The sequence below is a fragment of the Streptosporangium sp. DT93 genome, from assembly GCF_049844535.1.
GTDB lineage: Bacteria > Actinomycetota > Actinomycetes > Streptosporangiales > Streptosporangiaceae > Streptosporangium.
In genome coordinates, this window is sequence record NZ_JBNCLF010000001.1 from 55,396 (window position 1) to 70,985 (window position 15,590).

Below are 15,590 nucleotides of genomic sequence, written 5' to 3' on the forward strand. Positions count from 1 at the left end.
GCCGCCTCACCGGCGGAGCCGGAACGGCCCACCTCCCCTCATCGCGCAACCGATGGTTGCATGACAGCGAACGGTGCGCTAGCGTAATGCGCAACCAAACGTTGCACATGAAGGGAGTGAGGGATATGGAGTACGGCAGCATCGAGCGTGAGATCCATGTCGACGCCTCACCCGAGGTGGTCTTCGAGGTCGTCAGCCGTCCCGAGCACATCTCGCAGTGGTGGACCGACGACGCCCGCTTCGAGGCGACGCCCGGCGCCGTCGGCGAGTTCGTCTGGGGCGACCGGGCGACGGTCGAGCCGATGACCGTGGTGGACGCCGAGCCGCCCCGGCTGTTCTCGTTCCGCTGGTGCTATCCCGGCGGCAAGGTCGACGACCCCACCGGCTCACTGCTGGTCGTCTTCGAGCTCACCCCCTCGGGCACGGGCACCACGATCAAGCTCACCGAGACCGGATTCCGGGAGACGGGCTGGGAGGCCGCCAAGCTGGAGGAGATGTACGCCGACCACGTCAGCGGCTGGGACACCTTCGTTCCCCGGCTGGGGGCCTACCTCGCGCGGCCGGTGACGGCCCCGTGAGCACATCCGTCGACGACGACCTGTGGTCCGCGGTCGGGGACCCGACCCGTCGGCGGATGCTCGACCTGCTCCTGGCGGACGGCGACGGCACGGCCACCGGCCTCAGCGAGCGGCTGCCCGTGACGCGGCAGGCCGTCGCGAAGCACCTCGCCGTGCTCGACCGGGTCGGCCTGGTGCACGCCACCCCCGCCGGGCGGGAGAGAAGGTACCGGGTGGACGAGGCGCAACTCGCCCGCGCGGTCGCGCAGCTGTCCTCGGTGGGGGCGGCGTGGGACACCAGGCTCCGCACCATCAAGCGGATCGCCGAGGCCCTCCAGCGCGCGAAGGACGAACACGGCGCGCAGCCGTGAATTCGCATCATCCGAGAGCGACACGGGAAAGAGGAACCGACGATGGTGGACATCCTGCACAGGATCGCGGTCACGTCGCCACCGGCCGAGGTCTACGCGGCCCTGACCACCACCGAGGGGCTCGCCGGCTGGTGGACCACCGACACCCGGGGGGAGGGCGGTGACGTCGGCGGCGTGCTCCGCTTCCGGTTCGGGGCCGGCGGGTTCGACATGAAGGTCCTCACGCTCGACCCGGACAGGCACGTGCTCTGGGAGGTGGTCGACGGGCCCGAGGAGTGGATCGGCACGCACGTGGACTGGGTCCTCCGCCGGGAGGGCGACCACACCGTCGTTCTCTTCCGGCACGAGGGCTGGAAGGAACCGGTGGAGTTCATGCACCACTGCAGCACCAAGTGGGCGCTCTTCCTGATGAGCCTGAAGGCGCTGCTCGAGACCGGGAAGGGCGCTCCGGACCCTCACGACGTCAAGATCGACAACTGGAACTGACGTTCCGCTCGATCCACCGGGGATCCGGGGGGCTCCCGCCCCGCCACGGGGGCCACGGCGGCTTCCGCGCGGGCGAGCCTCCCGCGCGCGGGCTCGGCCGCGTTCGCCGTCACGCTGTGCCGGGTCCCGACGGAGGCGGACCCGGACCGACGCAGGCGGACCCGGACCGACGGAGGCGGACCTGGGCCGACGGAGGCGGACCTGGGCCGGTGGAACGGATCGGGCCGGCCCTCACGGCCGGCCCACACCGGTCGGCGGGATCAGCGGCGGGTGAACTCCATGATCCAGTTGATCACCCAGGTCTCTCCCCCGTCCACCGAGAACGCCTGCTCCCACCGGACCGACCGCTCGGTGATGTCCGACCAGACGAAGCGCGTCCGGACCTCCTTGCCCTCGTGGGTGTCGTCCCCGTAGAACTCGCCGCGCCCGCCGGTGAAGCGGCCGACGACCGGCGGGTACAGCGTCCCGGTGAGGCTGCTGGACCAGTACAGGGACCACTGCTCGCGCTCGACGTCGTACAGCCGCAGGGTGACGCCGCTGAAGCCCTTGGTGGGGAAGACGATCTCGTCGAAGTTCGCCCCGCCCTCGAAGTGCCGGGAGGCGTGGCTGACGCCGGGGAACTCCTCCCACTCGCTCGTCTCGTCGAGGGCGTCGGTGCGCCGCCGGTTGACGACGTCGAAGGTGCCGGTGAGGAAGTCGAAGTCGCTCATCGGCGGTCTCCCGTGGTGCCGTCGGGCAGCGTGTCGGCGATGTAGGCGTCGAGGTCGGGGGTCTCGGGCGAGAGCATGTGCCGTACCCAGGCGTCGCGCTCGTGGAGGATGGGCGGCACCTCCCAGACGCAGCCGATCAGCGACCGGTCCAGCCGGACGAAGTTCGTCGGGTCGGTGTCCGGGCAGCCCAGCACCGGCTGGCCCGCCGCGGCCCCGCCGAAGTGCAGGGCGTTGTCCCACACCCAGCTGTACGCGTTGATGTAGGCCCCGCTGTCCCCGCCCCTGTGGAGGACGACGAAGGTGCCCGGCGGCGTGCCGTCCGGCTCGGGAAGAAGCTCGGGGAGTATCGCGTACGCCGCCTTCTCGATCTCCGGGTCGATGCCGGAGGGGTCGGCGGTGACGTGGTAGCGCTTGACGCGGCGGCCCCCCACCTCGATCGGGGGCGGCGCCCAGAGCAGTTTCTCGGTGAAAGCCATGGCTGGACCGTAGTGCCGGTTCACTGACATCTTGTGTCAGTGAAGTCCAGCCGGCTCCTGTCGATCCTCCTGCTGCTCCAGACCAGGGGCCGGATGACCGCCGCGCAGCTCGCCGCGGAGCTGGAGGTGTCGGTGCGGACGGTCTACCGCGACATCGAGTCGCTGCACGGCGTGGGCGTGCCCCTCTACGGCGACGCCGGGCACTCCGGTGGCTACCGGCTGCTCGCCGGCTACCGTACCCGCCTGACCGGGCTGAACGCCGGTGAGGCGGAGGCACTCTTCCTGTCCGAGATCCCGGGACCCGCCGCCGAGCTCGGGCTCGGGTCGGCGCTCGCGACCGCCCAGCTCAAGCTGCGCGCGGCGCTCCCGCCCGAGCTGCGCGCGCAGGCCGACCGGATGCGCTCCCGCTTCCACCTCGACGCGCCCGGCTGGTACGCCAGGGACGACGACGTCCCGTACCTGCCGCAGGTGGCGGACGCGGTGTGGCGCGGGCGGGTGCTCGACATCCGCTACCGCCGCTGGAAGGAGCCGACCGACGTCGACCGGCGCCTGGAGCCGTACGGCCTGGTGCTCAAGGCCGGTCGCTGGTACGTCGTGGCGGGGCCGGGGCCGCGGACGTACCGGGTCGACCAGATCCTCGGTCTCACCGTGCGGGACGAGGAGTTCCGGCCCCCCGGGGACTTCGACCTGGCCGGCCACTGGGAGAGGTACCAGGCGGACTTCCACGCCCGCCTGTACCGGGGCGAGGCCGTCGTCCGCCTCTCGCCCCGCGGCGCCGCCCGCCTCACCGGGACGGCCGCGCAGGCCCTGGCCGACACCGGCACGGCCGAGCCGGACGGCTGGACCCGCGCGCTGCTCCCCATCGAGTCGATCGACCACGCCCACGGGGTGTTCCTGGCCCTGGGCACGGACGTCGAGGTCCTCGGACCGCCGGAACTGCGGGCCCGCCTCGCCGAGACCGCCCTCGTTCTGGCGGCCCGCTACGCCTCCGGCTGACCGCCCTCGTCCTGGCGGCCCGCTACGCCTCCGGCTGACCGCCCTCGTCCTGGCGGCCCGCTACGCCTCCGGCTGACCGCCCTCGTTCTGGCGACCCGCTACGCCTCCGGCTGACCGCGCGAAATCCGGTGGATGACACCCACCGGTCGCGCGCAGAATTGGCCGCGTGATCGACATCACCGCCGACCTCGTGCGGACCCTCGTCTCCGAGCAGTTCCCCCGCTGGGCCCACCTCCCGGTCGAGCCCGTGCCCCTCCAGGGCTGGGACAACCGGACCTTCAGGCTCGGCGACCGGTTGTCCGTGCGCCTGCCGAGCGCCGAAGGGTACGTGGCGAGCGTCGAGAAGGAGGACCGCTGCCTTCCCGAGCTGGCCCGGCACCTGCCGTTACCCGTACCGGAGCCGGTCGCGACCGGGCGCCCGGGGGCCGGCTACCCGTTTCCCTGGTCGGTGCGGGGCTGGATCGACGGGGACACCGTCGAGGGGGCCGCGGACGCCGAGGACGTCGACCGGACGGAGCTGGCGCGCGACCTCGGGGCCTTCCTGACCGCGCTCCGCCGGGCCCCCGCGGGGCAGGGCCCCGCCGCGGGCCGTCACTCCTTCTTCCGGGGCTGTCATCCCAGCGCCTACGGCGACCAGGTCGAGGAGTCCCTCGACAGGCTCGGGGACGTCGTCGACGCCGCCGCCTGCCGGGCCGTCTGGGCGAGCGCGCTGACCTCGGCCTGGCCGCTGCCGCCCGTGTGGTTCCACGGGGACGTCGCCGTCGGCAACCTGCTCGCCGTCGGGGGAAGGCTCGGCGCGGTCATCGACTTCGGCACCTGCGGCGTCGGTGACCCCGCCTGCGACCTCGTGATGGCGTGGACGTACTTCGCCGGGGACGAGCGGAAGATCTTCCGGGAGGCCGCGGGCCTTCCCGACGACGCCTGGCGGCGGGCGCGCGGATGGGCGCTGTGGAAGGCTCTCGTGACCATGGCCGGCCTGTCCGGCCCCGACCGCGACGGGGGTCAGGCGCGCACCCTCGTCCAGGTCCTGGCGGATCCGGTCGTGGACCGGCCCTGAGCCGCCGTACGACGACCGGGCCGGGGTCCGGAGGCGGGACCGGGCCGTGGAGGCGAGGGCGGCAAGGGCGGGCCCCGGAGGTGAGGGCGACGCCGACCCGGCCACCGCTATGCCAGTCTTGACTTATATAAGCACAGACTGGCATAGTCGGGCCCGTGAACGCCTTCGACGTTCTCGGTGATCCGGTCCGGCGCCGGATCCTGGAGGTGCTCGCCGGCGGTGAGCAGGCCTCCGGTGTGATCACCGCGACGATCCGGGAGGAGTTCGCGATCTCCCAGCCGGCGGTCTCGCGGCACCTGCGCGTGCTCCGGGACAACGGGTTCGCGACGGTCCGGGCGGAGGGCAACCGCCGCCTGTACACCCTGGACCTCACACCGTTGCGGGAGATCGACATGTGGCTGGAACACTTCCGCCGGTTCTGGGGCAGGCACCTCGACGGGCTGGCCGCCGAACTCTCCCGTGGCGGACACGGACGCCGCTCACCCGGAACTCCGGACACGACGACAGGGGACCCGGGCATCACGCCCGGCACCCCCCACACCTAGGAGAAGGTCATGTTCGACATCATCGCCCAGATCAACGCCATTCACCGCGAGGTCGGCACCCGGCCGGGCAGCGGTGAGGACGGCGGGAACGGCGAGGACGTCGCCGTCGTGCTGCGACGCGACTACGACGCCCCGGCCGAGGACGTCTGGGACGCCCTGACCGACCCCGACCGCCTGAAGCGCTGGTTCCTGCCGATCAGCGGCGACCTGCGCGTCGGCGGTGACTTCCAGCTGGAGGGCAACGCGGGCGGGAGGATCCTGCACTGCGAGCCGCCCCGCCTGCTCAAGGTGACCTTCGGGGGCGAGAACAGCCTGGTCGAGGTACGCCTCACCCCGGCCGGGGAGGGCACCACCCTCGAACTGGAGCACTCCGTGCCCCTGGCGATGGTGGGCAGCGGCGCGGGCGCGCTCTACGTCGGGCCCGGGTGGGACAGCGCCTTCATGGCACTGGCCCTCTTCTTCAGCGGCGAGCTCGGCCCCGACCCCGTCGCCGTGGCGGACTCGCCGGTGGGCCGGGAGTTCTCCCGGAAGTCGATCCCCGCGTGGACGGCGGTGGTCGAGGCCTCGGGGACCGCCGGTGCCGCCGACATCGCCTCGGCGGTCGAGGCCGCGATCGCCCAGTTCGCCCCGGGGGACGAGCCCGCCTCCCCCTGAACGCCCGCGTGACCCGCCCGCCCCCCGCCTGCGCGGGGAACGGACGGGTCACGCCTGTGCGGGGAGCGGACGGGTCACGCCTGTGCGGGGAGCGGACGGGTCACGCTTGTACGGGAGCGGACGGGTCACGCGCCGACCGGCCCGCCGGGGGCCCGCCGCGAGGTCCCGCGCTACTGCTGCGCGGCCTGCTCCTGGGTCTGCTCAGGCGTCGCCTGCTCCTGGGCCGTCTGCTCCGGCGTGGCCTGCTCCTGGGTGCCCTGCTCCTGGGTGCCCTGCTGGGTCGCCTGCTCCCGGGCGGCCTGCTCCTCGGCGGCCTGGCGCACCCGCTCGATCTGCGCCTTGGTGACGTTGAGGGTGCCGAACTCCTTGACCGCCTGGTAGTAGGTCCAGGCGAGACCGTCGCAGGTGGTCTTGGGGACGCCGGAGTATCCCGCGCAGACCTGCTTCATGTCGAAGTAGAAGGCGTTGTCGATGCGGGCCTTGTTCGCCGGGAACCGGCTCACCGCCTTGTAGTTGCGGTACCCGAAGTCGTGGCGGCGGCACGGCATCCTGAAGTCGAAGCCGAGCGGCTGGTCGGGGCTGGTCGAACACAGGTCGGTCGACCAGTCGAACCCGTAGCCCGACCAGGCTCCCTGGTTCTGCCAGGCGGAGCGCCAGCTGGAGGCGCTGCCCGCCGTGGGCTGGGAGAAGTTGGAGAGCGCGGCGAGCTTCTGCTCCAGCGTCACCGCGTGCGCGGGAAGCGCCAGTCCGAGCAGTGCGACGAGGAGGAAGGAGACGGTTGCCAGGGCGCGTTTGACCATGGTCTCTGCCTTTGTCCAGGGGGTGTGCCTCGCGGGGCAGGGATCTGCCACGGCCAACAATGCGGCGAAACACCCCCGAACACCGAAACAGATCTTCGTGAAGATCGAAGCAGGTGTTCGTTAACGGTCGCTCTTTACGGCGATGACAGCGTGTTGTAAGAGCGCGTCCCGCGGGGACGGGGAGCGCGACCGGACCTCGGCGCGCGGACGCCCGTCGCGGTCCCACCTTCCCGGAAAGCCGCCCTTCTCACCCGCGGAGACCCGTTCTTCCGAACCGCTCACTCGCGGGAGCGCGCGGCGGGGACCCGTTCGTTTTCTCTCCTTCCGGGAGGCCTGGGCCCGCCGGAGGTGAACGAACGGCAAGGCGGGGAACGGGCCTGCGGCGGCTCCCGGTTCGTTCCCGGGGTCCGGACGGGCACCCGGGCCGGCCGGGAGAACGGCCTCCGGGCACGCGTACCGTGGACCTCGTCGAGGAGCGGAGGACGAGGGCGAGATGCGAGACCGTGAACGTGCCGGGCGGACCGGATCGGCCTGCGCAGACGCCCGCGCCTGCGCCTGTGTCTGCGTTGGCGCCTGTGCCTGTGCCTGTGACGGGGCGCGCGAGCGTGGCGTACCTCGCGGGGTCCTCGCGTGAACCGGTCCGGCCGGGTTCTCTACGTGATCGTGTGCGCCGCGGGTGCCGCCGACGGTGTCGGCCGTCTCGTCACGTTCGCCCAGGACGACGGGTGGGTCGTCCAGGTCGTGGCCACACCGTCCGCCCTGGGGTTCGTCGACGTCCCCGCCCTGGAGGAGCAGACCGGCCGACCCGTGCGCAGCCGGTACCGGACACCGGACGAGCCCAAGCCGCCGCGAGCCGATGCGATCATCGTCGCGCCCGCGACCTACAACACCGTCAACAAGTTCGCGCAGGGCATCGCCGACACCTACGCCCTCGGCCTGCTGGCCGAGGCGCCCGGCCTGGGGATCCCGGTGGTCGTCCTGCCGTTCGTCAACGCGGCCCTCGCCTCCCGTACGCCGTTCCGGCACAGTGTCGAGCGGCTCCGCGCCGAAGGCGTGCGCGTCCTGTTCGACCCCGGGGAGTTCGAGCCCGGCGACGGCTCCGATCTCACCGGAGACCGTCCGTGGCGGCTCGCCGTGGACTCCATGCGCGAGCTGACGTCACGGTCATCGGACGGGCCGGCCTGAGCGGATCGTGGGGTGAACGGGTCGTGGTGTGAACGAATCGATCCCGGCACAAGGGTCGCGGCGTGGGCGGGCCGAATTCGACATGGAGGACCTGGCCGCGCCTGCCGTCCGATCGGATGGTCAGTCGCCGGTGTCACCGTCCAGGGCGTAGCGCAGGTAGAAATCCGGCTTGGCCAGGAAGCGCCGCCAGTGATCGACGATCTGTAGCCTCTCCCACTCCGTCGGGTGGATGCCGTCCTCGCCGAGCTCCAGGATGCGCGCGCCGGGGAGACTCGTGAGAATCGGCGAGTGCGTGGCGCAGACGATCTGCCCGCCCCTGCGCGCGACCCGGTCCATCAGGCCGACCAGCCGCAGGCAGGACTGGAACGACAGGGCGGCCTCGGGCTCGTCCAGCAGGTAGATTCCCGGCCCGTTCACCATGCGCTCCAGCACGGTGAGGAACCCCTCCCCGTGGGACTGCTCGTCGGGGTGCTCCTGCCAGTATCCGGGCAGGCCCGACACCCCACGTGCCAGGTTGATCAAGGTCTCGGCGCGGAAGAAGAACACCCGCCGCTTGAGACGGGGACCCCGGGTGAGGCGCAGGCCGCCGACGGTGAAGTCGGCGTCGAGGACCTCACCCAGCGGGGTGACCGACCCCTTGCTCGCATAGAGGGTGCCCGCCTTGCCGCCTTCGGAGTTGACGCCGCACGCGTCGGCGATCGCCTCGACGATCGTGGACTTCCCGGAACCGTTCTCCCCCACCAGGAAGGTGACCGGAGCGGTGAGGTCCAGGCCGTGCTCGACGAGATGCCGGACGGCGGGCAGGGTCGCGGGCCAGCCGGACACGGGGCGGGGGACGCTCAGGCGGGTGAGGAACATGACGCCTCACGATCACGATCACGGCCGGGCACGGGTCGTGCCCGGCCTGCTCGCGACCGGTACGGGTGACGTGCCGCGTCCGGCTCGCATGGGCAAGGGACGTCTCTCACGCGAGGAAACCGGCCAGCGCGGGGGCGAGCACCTTCTCGGACACGCCGTGCCACTCACCGGGAAGGGTCAGGTGGCGCCCCCGGGGAAGGACCGCCGCCACATCCGCGGCCCAGCCGCGCAGGCGGTCGTCGCTGGACGAGCTGTTGATCACCAGGGCCGGCACGGCGACGGACCGGAGCGTGGCGGCGGAGACGGCCGAGGTCATCCGGCTGTCGTAGGCGAGCGTGTGCGCGATGCCCTCCAGCGCCGGGAAGAACGGGGCCTGCCGCAGCCCCGCGACGATCTCGGCGGGGACGCCGATGCTCCTGTGGAAGTGCTCCACCGCGTCGGCACGGCGACCGGCGGCGACGAGCGCGTCGATCTCGGCCGCGAGATCGCCGTCCTCGCGTGATCCGTCCCCCGGCGCGTTCCCCTCGGGCCCTTCGTGCCGCGCTCCGTCATCCTCGGGCGCGTCACCCCGGGGCGTGTCGGCCCGCGCCTCGTCCTCCCCCGCCGGCCGGTCGAGGGTGACCGGTGGTTCGAGGAGCGAGAGCATCGCGATCGGCAGTCCGGCAGCCGCGCCGAGCAGGGCCAGGGCGGCGCCGGAGGAGAACCCGTGGACGAACGCAGGCCCCCCGGTCGCCCCGATCACGGCCGCGAGGTCCTCCACCTCGCGTTCCACCGCGTACGGCGGGGTGTCGCCGCTCTCGCCGCGTCCGCGCCTGTCGTAGGTCACGACCGTGAACCTGTCGGCGAGGTGTTCGGCGAGGGGGCCCATGGGCCCGAACCCGCGGAACCCGCCCGCCGCGTCGACCAGCACGAGCGTGGGCCCCTCCCCCACGCGCTCGAACCCGATCCGCGTGCCGTCGCGTGACGTCGCCGTCGCCATGGCGATCCCTTCGTCCGGTGGGTCCTCGACGCTATCGGGCGCCACCGACGAAACCGGGGCGTGGCAGAACGCGGCAGGTGACGGCCCGCCCGGGCGCTCCCGGCGATCCGCCCCGCCACGACGTACGGCCGCGACGTACGACCGCGCGGGGGTCGCAGCTTGGGTGCAGACCGGCGGGGCGCGTCCCGGCGCACCGGACCGCTTGACCTCGCCGAAAGAGCGAACAGAAACTGCAACCGTTTGCAGTGGACAAAGGGTTTCAGCAAGGGCCCTATTGACGCACATGGGAGATTACCGCAGTGTTTCATGCAACCGATTGCCCCTTCCCCTGCGAGGTTGCAGATGCGGCTTCCGTTACTCCCCCTGGCGACCGCCGTGACGATCGCCGCGACGGCCGCGACGGCCGTGCCCGCCGTGGCCGCGACCGGCCCCTCCCCCACCGTGATCGTGGTCACGGCCGACGGCTCCGGGGACCACACGACCGTGCAGGCCGCCGTCGACGCCGTCCCCTCCGGCAACACCTCCCCGGTCACGATCCTGGTCCGCGAGGGCACCTACAAGCAGCAGGTGGTCATCCCGGCGGACAAGCCGTACATCTCGCTGGTCGGCGCCACCCGCGACCCCCGCCGGGTCGTGCTCACCTTCGACCTCTCCGCCTCCACCCCGAAACCGGACGGCTCGGGGAACTACGGCACGTCGGGCAGCGCCTCGTACGTGATCAGCGCCCCCGACTTCACCGCCCGCAACCTCACGTTCGAGAACTCCTACGACGAGGCGGCGAACGGGGCCAGCCAGGCCGTGGCGGTGCGGACCACCGGCGACCGGCAGGTCTACGACAACGTCCGGTTCATCGGCAACCAGGACACCCTCTACGCCAACACCGCGAGCGCCACCACCTTCGCCCGCCAGTACTTCCGCGACTGCTACGTCGAGGGCGACGTGGACTTCATCTTCGGGCGGGCCACCGCGGTCTTCGACGGCTGCGTGATCAAGGCCCTGACCCGCGGCAGCACCACCAACAACGGGTACGTCATCGCGCCCAGCACCGAGATCGCCAACCCGTACGGGTTCCTGATCCACCGCAGCAGGCTCGTCAGCGACGCCCCGGACCGGACCTACCACCTGGGCCGCCCCTGGCCCGCCGGCGGCTCGGTCACCGCGCGGGGGCAGGCGGTGTTCCGCGAGTCCTGGATCGGGCGGCACGTCAAGGACGCCCCCTGGAGTGACATGTCCGGTCTGAGCTGGCGGGACGCCCGGCTGGCCGAGTACCGCAACGTGGGCCCGGGAGCGGGGGTCAACGACGACCGGCCGCAGCTGACCGCCGAGCAGGCCGCCGAATTCACCCCCCGGAAGTACCTGGCGGGCACCGACGGCTGGAACCCCCTGCGCCACCACCACGGGGGCCACGGCCGGTGACGGATCCGCGCGGTCGTGTACCCGTCCTCACGGACGTGCACCCGCCACGGCCCGTGACGGTCACGGACGCCTCCCCGCCGGACGCTCCGTCCTGACGGGGAGACGTCCAGGGCGATCAGGAACCCAGGACCCCGCGGATCTCCTTCTCCACCGCCGGTGCCAGGCTCCGCATGAAGGTCGCGGTGATGTGCCCCTTGTCGGAGTAGACCATCAGGTCGCCGATGACCGAGGGGCACCGGTCCCGCGGGCAGAGCAGCGGGGTGAGGTCGGCGAACGTCACGTTGGACGGCGGGCGGCGGAGCCGGGCGGCCGGTGAGACCGCGGCGAGGCTGCTCCGCGCGTCGTCCACGCAGGCCCCGGCCCCCTTGACCTCGACGCACTCGGGCGGGTCGAACGGCATGCGCGGCGTGTCGCGGATCGCCAGCACCTCGACACCCATCGCGCCGAGCTGCCGCCACCGCTCGACGTACCCGGCGGGGAGCGTCTCGCCGCGCTCGAACGGGCTGGAGATCGTCGCGGTGGTGACCAGGAGATCCGGTTCGATCCGCCGCACCTCCGCCATGACGTCCCGCTGCCACCGGTCGCAGGAGGGGTAGGGCCTGCCCTGGTAGCGCTGCGGCCTCGTGGAGAGCGCGCACGCCCCCTTGGTCATGTTCACCACCTGCCAGCCGTTGGCGTCGGCGATGGCGTGCAGGGCGGGGAACCAGTGCGCGGCGTGCGAGTTGCCGGCCAGGACGATCGTGCGGGCCGGGTTCCGGGAGCCGTACCGGCAGGTCAGGAGCTCGTCGCGGCCGGTGACCTGGTTGCAGCCGTCGGCGTAGGTCCGGGGGCGGTCGCGGGCGGCCACGGCCGGGGCCGGGACGATGCCGCCGCCCTCCCGCCCGGCCTGCGCGACCTGGGCGTCCAGCCGGAACGTCCACGCCCCGGCGATCGCCAGCACCGGGAGCAGGCACGCCACGCCGATCGCCGCCGGACGTCCCGCGCCGCCCAGGGGGATGCGGCCGGTCAGCGCGGTGGTGGCCGCCGCGAGGACGAGCGACGTGCCCACGATGAGGACGATGCCCTTGAGGCTCGCCGCGGTACGGCCGGTCTGCGCGAGGTAGAAGATGAAGATCGGCCAGTGCCACAGGTACAGCGCGTAGGAGATGCTCCCCACGTACATCACGGGACGCAGGGTGAGCAGCCGGTCGGCGCCGAACGCGCTGCCCGTCACCCCGGCCACGATGATCATGACCCCGGCGCCGGTCGGCCAGAGGGCCGCGTACCCGGGGAAGACCGTGGAGACCTGGAGCAGCACCCCGCACGAGACCAGGGCGGCCAGGCCGATCCAGCCCAGCGCGACCCGCAGGGCGCGCGCGAGGCGCAGGTAGGGCAGGACGACCGCGAGCATGCCGCCCAGGGCGAACTCCCACAGCCGGGCGCCCGTGTCGAAGTAGGCCCACCGCTGGTCGGCCGCCGTCCCCACCACCGAGTACGCGAGCGAGACGGCGAAGACCAGCGCCATCACGCCGAGGAAGACCGTTCTCGGGCTCCGGTCGCTGCGCGCGGCCACCAGGGTCGTCAGGGCCAGCAGCACCGGCCAGATCACGTAGAACTGGCCCTGGACGGCCAGCGACCAGAAGTGCTGTACCGGACCGGCCGCGTTCCCCCCGGCCAGGTAGTCGACGGCCGCCGCCGCCAGGTGCCAGTTCTCGTAGTACAGCGCCGAGGCGAACACCTCGGCCAGCGTGTCGTGCCACCGGGTCCGCGGCAACCACAGCAGCGTCCCGGCCAGCACCCCGAGCAGCACCAGGGCGACGGGCGGCAGCAGCCGGCCGGCCAGGCGGGCGGCGAACGCCCCGAACGCCACCCGCCCGCGGCGCTCCACCGTGCGCAGCAGGGAGCCGGTGATGAGGAAACCGGTGAGCATCAGGAACACGTCCACCCCGCCGGACACCCGCCGTGGCCAGACGTGGTAGATCACCACGAGCAGGACGGCGACGGCCCGCAGCCCCTCGATCTCCGGCCTGCGCTCGCTCCGCGTCTCCGCCCGTGTCGCCGACCGGCCGGCCGGTGGCATCGGCAGGACGTCCGCGGGAGCCGACACTGTCTACCTCCGTGCTGGATGGCGGGCGGGCGCCGCGGGCCTCCGGCCCGGCCGCACCGTCGGATCACGGGCCTCCGGCCCGGCCGCGCCGTCAGGTCCCGGGCCCGGGCGGGTCGTACCGTCAGGCCACGCGCCCTCGGGCAGGCCGTGCCGTCAGGCCACGGCCCCTTGGGCGGGTCGTACCGTCATGGCGCCAGAAGAACCTATACCTCCCGGCCCGGGGCGGCGAGATCGGTGTACACAAATCTGCCCGGCCCGACCGCCCGCTGCGTCCGGCCGGTCGCCGGTCGTGATATTGGGGAGGACATCGGGCGGGGGAGGCGGAACAATCGGCATATGACCGCACCGCTCACCGACGCGATCCGGCTCCCGGACGGCACCTGGGTCCGTGGCCGCGGGCTCCGCCACCCCACCCCCACCGGCCCCGCGCCGGACTTCGCGCTCTGTCTCGGCTCCGCCCGCCTGCGGCGTCGTCACCAGGACGCCCTGACCTGGCCGTCCGAGTGGATCCGCTGGCCCGACTTCCTGCTGCCCACGGACTCGCGCGCCGCCGCCCGGGCCATCGGCGGGTTGTACGAGCGCGCGCACTCGGGGGAGCGCGTCGAGGTCGCCTGCGGCGGCGGGGTGGGCCGTACCGGCACCGTCCTGGCGTGCCTGGTCACCATGACCGGCCTGCCCGCCGGCGAGGCCGTGCGGTGGGTGCGCGAACATCACCACCCCCGGGCGGTCGAGACCCCCTGGCAACGGCGCTGGGTGGAGCGGTTCGCCGCCGGGACATGGAACCGCGAGCCATGAGACGGTGGAGCGTGAAGCCAGGTGACACGACGCCTCACGCTGTGAGGCCGTGAGGGACGCGACCGCCGGACACGGGACCGAAGGCGCGAAGCTCCGAGACATGAACCTTCGAGACACGAGGCCGCCGGACGTGAGGCGGCGAGAGGTCACCGGATCATGACGTCGTGCGTGCGGGCGCCCGCTTCCAGCGCGCCGCCCCGGGCGAGCACCTCCAGGGGGCTGGCCAGCACCCTGGAGAAGGCGAGTTCCGCGGCGCCGATCAGGGTGGCGTCGTCCCCGAGGGCCGAAACGCGCAGCCGCGCCTTCCGGGAGATCATCAGCACGTTGGCCTCCACCCGGTCGCGGACCTGGTCCGCCGCTCCCGGGTAGACCTCGCGCAGCATCCCCCCGAAGATCACCATGCCCGGGTTGAACAGGTTGATGAGGTTCGCCACCCCGATGCCCAGCCAGTCGCCGATCCGGCGCAGCGCGTCCCGCGCCCCGAGGTCACCGCGATCGGCGGCCTCCACCACCGTCCGTACGCCCTCCCGGCCGAAGAGGTCGGCGGAGCGGCCGGCCGCGTCGAGCAGGGCCTGCTCCCCCACCTCCGCCTCCAGGCAGCCCCGCGAGCCGCACCCGCAGGGCCGCCCGTCGTGCGGGTTCACCATCATGTGCCCGAGCTCGCAGCCGTACCCGCCGTCGCCGTCCAGCAGCTTGCCGCCGACGATGATCCCGCCTCCCACGCCGACGTCCCCGTGCAGGTAGATCAGGTTGTCGAAGCCGACCCCCGCGCCGCGCTCGTGCTCGGCCAGCGCGCCCAGGTGGGCCTCGTTGCCCACCGCCACCGGCAGGCCGAGCCCCAGCCGATGGCCCAGCTCGGCACCGAACGCCTGATCCACCCAGCCCATGTTCGGCCCGAACCGCACCATCCCGTCGGCGGGCCGGATCATGCCGCAGTAGGCCGCCCCCACCCCGACGCAGACCGCCTCCGGGCTCGCCTCGTGGTGCAGCCGCCGGGCGAATCCGGCGAGCACCCCGACCACGTCGTCCAGGTCGGCCCCGGCGCGCGGCCTGACCGCCTCCATCCGCTCCAGCACCGTCCCGCCCAGCCCGACCCTGGCCGCGACCAGCCGGTCCACCCGGACGTCGAACGCCAGCACGTACACCCGGTCGGACTCCGGCCGGACCACCAGCGAGGGCCGTCCCGCCTTGCCGGTGTCGGTGGGGCGCTCCTCGCGGACCAGGCCCGCCGAGGTGAGCTCGGCGGTCAGCGCCATGATGGTGCTCCGGTTCAGGCCCATGCGATCGGCCAGAACCGTGCGGGAGACCGGCCCGCCCAGGTGAACCTGCCGCAGCAGGGCGCCCAGGTTGTGCCGGCGGATCTCCTCCTGGGACCGACCGGCTTTCAGCATCGTGGGGATCCTGACGGCTCGGGGACTGTCGTCGTGGTGCGCCATCGGGACAGGACGCCCGCATCGACCGGGGGCGATGGGGCGAATCCTGTCACCACGTGAGGATATCAACCGGTGCTCGCCGCAGTATTGTCGCGAAGCCGTCGGAATCGCGTGCACGACCCCTCGGGGCCGGCGCGGACGTCCGGGCCCGCCGGCCCCTCCCCGTTCCAGGGCGGGGAAGGGACC

The 15,590-nt window shown here is 72.8% G+C and carries 17 protein-coding genes; 10 read left to right on the forward strand and 7 right to left on the reverse strand.

Going from position 1 to position 15,590, the window contains the following annotated elements; all coding sequences use genetic code 11:
* Positions 1-125 precede the first annotated feature (125 nt).
* The 3 genes from ACLQ2R_RS00265 to ACLQ2R_RS00275 are packed head-to-tail and all read left to right on the forward strand — an operon-like array spanning position 126 to position 1,414.
* The gene (locus tag ACLQ2R_RS00265) at positions 126-578 is read left to right on the forward strand and encodes an SRPBCC family protein (RefSeq protein WP_425957203.1); all 453 of its coding nucleotides are present in this window, start codon (positions 126-128) and stop codon (positions 576-578) included.
* A complete protein-coding gene (locus ACLQ2R_RS00270; protein ID WP_425957204.1) occupies positions 575-928 on the forward strand; it encodes an ArsR/SmtB family transcription factor in 354 nt (117 codons plus the stop codon). Before ACLQ2R_RS00265 ends, ACLQ2R_RS00270 begins: the two co-directional genes overlap by 4 nt.
* Positions 929-970: 42 nt before the next feature.
* On the forward strand, positions 971-1,414 hold the full coding sequence (locus tag ACLQ2R_RS00275; RefSeq protein ID WP_425957205.1) for an SRPBCC family protein: 444 nt from the start codon (positions 971-973) through the stop codon (positions 1,412-1,414).
* A gap of 260 nt (positions 1,415-1,674) precedes the next feature.
* On the opposite strand, the gene ACLQ2R_RS00280 is transcribed toward ACLQ2R_RS00275, so the two are convergent.
* Together ACLQ2R_RS00280 and ACLQ2R_RS00285 are read right to left on the reverse strand one after the other, a co-directional pair.
* Positions 1,675-2,124, reverse strand: a complete 450-nt coding sequence (locus tag ACLQ2R_RS00280) for a hypothetical protein (RefSeq protein WP_425957206.1) — start codon at positions 2,122-2,124, stop codon at positions 1,675-1,677.
* A complete protein-coding gene (locus tag ACLQ2R_RS00285; protein ID WP_425957207.1) occupies positions 2,121-2,600 on the reverse strand; it encodes a hypothetical protein in 480 nt (159 codons plus the stop codon). Before ACLQ2R_RS00285 ends, ACLQ2R_RS00280 begins: the two co-directional genes overlap by 4 nt.
* A gap of 39 nt (positions 2,601-2,639) precedes the next feature.
* Here ACLQ2R_RS00285 and ACLQ2R_RS00290 point away from each other — a divergent pair, with 39 nt between their 5' ends.
* The 4 genes from ACLQ2R_RS00290 to ACLQ2R_RS00305 all read left to right on the forward strand — a co-directional run bounded on the left by ACLQ2R_RS00290 (position 2,640) and on the right by ACLQ2R_RS00305 (position 5,852).
* Positions 2,640-3,596 (forward strand): helix-turn-helix transcriptional regulator, encoded by a 957-nt coding sequence (locus tag ACLQ2R_RS00290; protein ID WP_425957208.1) that lies wholly within the window; start codon positions 2,640-2,642, stop codon positions 3,594-3,596.
* Positions 3,597-3,762: 166 nt separating this feature from the next.
* On the forward strand, positions 3,763-4,653 hold the full coding sequence (locus ACLQ2R_RS00295; protein WP_425957209.1) for an aminoglycoside phosphotransferase family protein: 891 nt from the start codon (positions 3,763-3,765) through the stop codon (positions 4,651-4,653).
* A gap of 155 nt (positions 4,654-4,808) precedes the next feature.
* A complete protein-coding gene (locus ACLQ2R_RS00300) occupies positions 4,809-5,198 on the forward strand; it encodes an ArsR/SmtB family transcription factor (RefSeq protein ID WP_425957210.1) in 390 nt (129 codons plus the stop codon).
* Between the two features lie 9 nt (positions 5,199-5,207).
* The gene (locus tag ACLQ2R_RS00305; protein WP_425957211.1) at positions 5,208-5,852 is read left to right on the forward strand and encodes an SRPBCC family protein; all 645 of its coding nucleotides are present in this window, start codon (positions 5,208-5,210) and stop codon (positions 5,850-5,852) included.
* Between the two features lie 170 nt (positions 5,853-6,022).
* Here the strand turns inward: ACLQ2R_RS00305 and ACLQ2R_RS00310 are convergent, their stop codons facing one another.
* Positions 6,023-6,652, reverse strand: coding sequence for a phospholipase (locus ACLQ2R_RS00310; RefSeq protein WP_425957212.1), 630 nt, complete (start codon positions 6,650-6,652; stop codon positions 6,023-6,025).
* A gap of 630 nt (positions 6,653-7,282) precedes the next feature.
* Here ACLQ2R_RS00310 and ACLQ2R_RS00315 point away from each other — a divergent pair.
* Positions 7,283-7,837 (forward strand): flavoprotein, encoded by a 555-nt coding sequence (locus tag ACLQ2R_RS00315; protein WP_425957213.1) that lies wholly within the window; start codon positions 7,283-7,285, stop codon positions 7,835-7,837.
* Positions 7,838-7,957: 120 nt separating this feature from the next.
* Here ACLQ2R_RS00315 and ACLQ2R_RS00320 read toward each other — a convergent pair whose 3' ends face one another.
* Both ACLQ2R_RS00320 and ACLQ2R_RS00325 read right to left on the reverse strand, forming a co-directional pair.
* Complete coding sequence (locus ACLQ2R_RS00320) at positions 7,958-8,695, reverse strand: AAA family ATPase (RefSeq protein ID WP_425957214.1); 738 nt, start codon at positions 8,693-8,695, stop codon at positions 7,958-7,960.
* Between the two features lie 106 nt (positions 8,696-8,801).
* Complete coding sequence (locus ACLQ2R_RS00325; protein WP_425957215.1) at positions 8,802-9,674, reverse strand: alpha/beta fold hydrolase; 873 nt, start codon at positions 9,672-9,674, stop codon at positions 8,802-8,804.
* 342 nt (positions 9,675-10,016) lie between these two features.
* Between ACLQ2R_RS00325 and ACLQ2R_RS00330 the strand changes: the two genes are divergently transcribed.
* The gene (locus tag ACLQ2R_RS00330) at positions 10,017-11,090 is read left to right on the forward strand and encodes a pectinesterase family protein (RefSeq protein ID WP_425957216.1); all 1,074 of its coding nucleotides are present in this window, start codon (positions 10,017-10,019) and stop codon (positions 11,088-11,090) included.
* Between the two features lie 115 nt (positions 11,091-11,205).
* Here the strand turns inward: ACLQ2R_RS00330 and ACLQ2R_RS00335 are convergent, their stop codons facing one another.
* Positions 11,206-13,176 carry an acyltransferase family protein gene (locus tag ACLQ2R_RS00335; protein ID WP_425957217.1) on the reverse strand — a complete coding sequence of 657 codons (1,971 nt, stop codon included), beginning with the start codon at positions 13,174-13,176 and terminating at the stop codon, positions 11,206-11,208.
* A 336-nt stretch (positions 13,177-13,512) separates the two neighbouring features.
* Here ACLQ2R_RS00335 and ACLQ2R_RS00340 point away from each other — a divergent pair, with 336 nt between their 5' ends.
* On the forward strand, positions 13,513-13,971 hold the full coding sequence (locus ACLQ2R_RS00340) for a protein-tyrosine phosphatase family protein (protein ID WP_425957219.1): 459 nt from the start codon (positions 13,513-13,515) through the stop codon (positions 13,969-13,971).
* A 146-nt stretch (positions 13,972-14,117) separates the two neighbouring features.
* On the opposite strand, the gene ACLQ2R_RS00345 is transcribed toward ACLQ2R_RS00340, so the two are convergent.
* Positions 14,118-15,362, reverse strand: coding sequence for an ROK family protein (locus tag ACLQ2R_RS00345; protein ID WP_425957220.1), 1,245 nt, complete (start codon positions 15,360-15,362; stop codon positions 14,118-14,120).
* Positions 15,363-15,590: the final 228 nt, after the last annotated feature.

What these genes read in the sequence shown, in the direction of transcription:
- ACLQ2R_RS00265 (WP_425957203.1), top strand. Translation starts at nt 126, where the DNA reads ATGGAGTACGGCAGCATCGAGCGTGAGATCCATGTCGACGCCTCACCC.
- ACLQ2R_RS00275 (WP_425957205.1), top strand. Translation starts at nt 971, where the DNA reads ATGGTGGACATCCTGCACAGGATCGCGGTCACGTCGCCACCGGCCGAG.
- ACLQ2R_RS00280 (WP_425957206.1), bottom strand. Translation starts at nt 2,124, where the DNA reads ATGAGCGACTTCGACTTCCTCACCGGCACCTTCGACGTCGTCAACCGG.
- ACLQ2R_RS00285 (WP_425957207.1), bottom strand. Translation starts at nt 2,600, where the DNA reads ATGGCTTTCACCGAGAAACTGCTCTGGGCGCCGCCCCCGATCGAGGTG.
- ACLQ2R_RS00305 (WP_425957211.1), top strand. Translation starts at nt 5,208, where the DNA reads ATGTTCGACATCATCGCCCAGATCAACGCCATTCACCGCGAGGTCGGC.
- ACLQ2R_RS00310 (WP_425957212.1), bottom strand. Translation starts at nt 6,652, where the DNA reads ATGGTCAAACGCGCCCTGGCAACCGTCTCCTTCCTCCTCGTCGCACTG.
- ACLQ2R_RS00320 (WP_425957214.1), bottom strand. Translation starts at nt 8,695, where the DNA reads ATGTTCCTCACCCGCCTGAGCGTCCCCCGCCCCGTGTCCGGCTGGCCC.
- ACLQ2R_RS00325 (WP_425957215.1), bottom strand. Translation starts at nt 9,674, where the DNA reads ATGGCGACGGCGACGTCACGCGACGGCACGCGGATCGGGTTCGAGCGC.
- ACLQ2R_RS00330 (WP_425957216.1), top strand. Translation starts at nt 10,017, where the DNA reads ATGCGGCTTCCGTTACTCCCCCTGGCGACCGCCGTGACGATCGCCGCG.
- ACLQ2R_RS00340 (WP_425957219.1), top strand. Translation starts at nt 13,513, where the DNA reads ATGACCGCACCGCTCACCGACGCGATCCGGCTCCCGGACGGCACCTGG.
- ACLQ2R_RS00345 (WP_425957220.1), bottom strand. Translation starts at nt 15,362, where the DNA reads ATGCTGAAAGCCGGTCGGTCCCAGGAGGAGATCCGCCGGCACAACCTG.